This is a genomic window from Moraxella sp. (assembly GCF_024227015.1).
Taxonomy (GTDB): domain Bacteria; phylum Pseudomonadota; class Gammaproteobacteria; order Pseudomonadales; family Moraxellaceae; genus Moraxella.
In genome coordinates, this window is sequence record NZ_JAAELD010000101.1 from 1 (window position 1) to 1,779 (window position 1,779).

The 1,779-nt window shown below is 44.7% G+C and carries 1 protein-coding gene; it reads right to left on the reverse strand.

All coding sequences use genetic code 11. The annotated features are described in order from the left end of the window. Positions 1-99 precede the first annotated feature (99 nt). A partial coding sequence (locus GY683_RS02235; RefSeq protein ID WP_297287202.1) for a bifunctional aconitate hydratase 2/2-methylisocitrate dehydratase occupies positions 100-1,779 on the reverse strand: 1,680 nt, incomplete at its 5' end.

The following is a 1,779-nucleotide window of genomic DNA, read 5'->3' on the forward strand; positions in this document are numbered from 1 at the left end:
CAGTTTTTAAGTAAATTACCTGAAAAACTATAGTTCGATTCCAAAAAACGTCCAAAGTTAATGTTGGATACCAAAAAACGTTTATACCTTAAAAAACGTTTATACCTCTTCTTGATAATCCGCCATCTCGTGGAAATTCAGATAACGATAAATATCATCCGATTCCTGTGTAATAGGCTCAACATGTTGCTCATATTCGGCAACTGTGGGAATTTTGCCCAGTTTGGCACAGACAGCGGCTAATTCTGCTGAGGCTAAATAGACATTAGCATTTTTGCCTAAGCGATTGGGGAAATTACGGGTTGATGTGGAAACCACAGTGGCGTTATCCTTTACACGCGCTTGATTGCCCATGCACAAGGAGCAGCCTGGCATTTCAGTACGTGCGCCTACTTTACCAAATACCGAGTATTTTCCTTCTGCCACTAATTGACGTTCATCCATACGTGTTGGTGGTGTGATCCATAAACGGGTAGGTACTGCACCGCTACTTTCTAGCACTTTATGGGCAGCCCGATAATGACCGATATTTGTCATGCAGGAGCCGATAAAGACTTCATCAATCTCTGTACCCGCAAGTTCAGATAAGCGTTTGACATCATCGGGATCATTTGGGCAAGCCAATATCGGTTCTTTGATCTCATTGAGATCAACTTCAACGATTTCGGCATATTCCGCGTCTGCATCAGGCTCTAATAGCACAGGATTTTCTAGCCATGCTTCCATTGCGTCAATGCGCCGTTGCAAGGTGTCTTTATCACCATAGCCATTGTCGATCAACCAACGGAGCAAGGTGGCATTTGATTTGGTGTATTCAATAACGGGGGCTTTGTCTAAACGCACCACACACGCATTGGCGGAGCGTTCCGCAGAAGCATCAGCCAATTCAAAGGCTTGTTCAACTTTTAGGGTGGGTAAACCTTCAATTTCTATCAATCGCCCTGAAAAGACATTTTTCTTGCCTTTTTTCTCAACAGTTAATAAACCCTTTTGGATGGCAACATAAGGAATAGCATTCACCAAGTCACGCAAAGTGATTCCAGGCTGCATTTCGCCCTTAAAACGGACTAGCACAGATTCTGGCATATCCACAGGCATCACAGCTAACGCTGCTGCAAACGCGACTAAGCCTGAACCCGCAGGAAAACTGATGCCGATTGGAAAACGAGTATGCGAATCTGCTCCTGTGCCAACTGTATCAGGCAAAAGCATACGATTAATCCATGTGTGAATAACGCCATCTCCAGGGCGCAGGGCGACACCACCGCGTATCTGTATGAAATGGGATAAGTCGCGGTGTAGTTTCACATCGACTGATTTTGGATAAGCTGCGGTGTGACAGAAGCTTTGCATCACCAAATCGGCTGAAAAGCTTAAACACGCTAATTCTTTTAATTCATCGCGTGTCATCGCGCCAGTGGTATCTTGTGAGCCTACTGTTGTTATTTTGGGTTCGCAATAAGTGCCAGGGCGTACACCTTGAACACCACAGGCTTTGCCCACGATTTTTTGGGCTAAAGTAAAGCCTTTACCTGTATCTTGAGGCGGCACTGTTTGAATAAAGAGAGACGAAGCACCTAAATTCAATGTTTGACGTGCTTTTTCCGTGAGGCTGCGCCCAATAATTAAAGGAATACGCCCACCCGCTTGTACTTCATCAGACATTGTGACAGGGCGCAGTTCAAAACTGCTGACTTCTTCTCCCTCTTTGACAATACTGCCTTTTTTGGGGTAAATCGTGATGACATCACCATGATTAAGTTTGCTGACATCGCATTC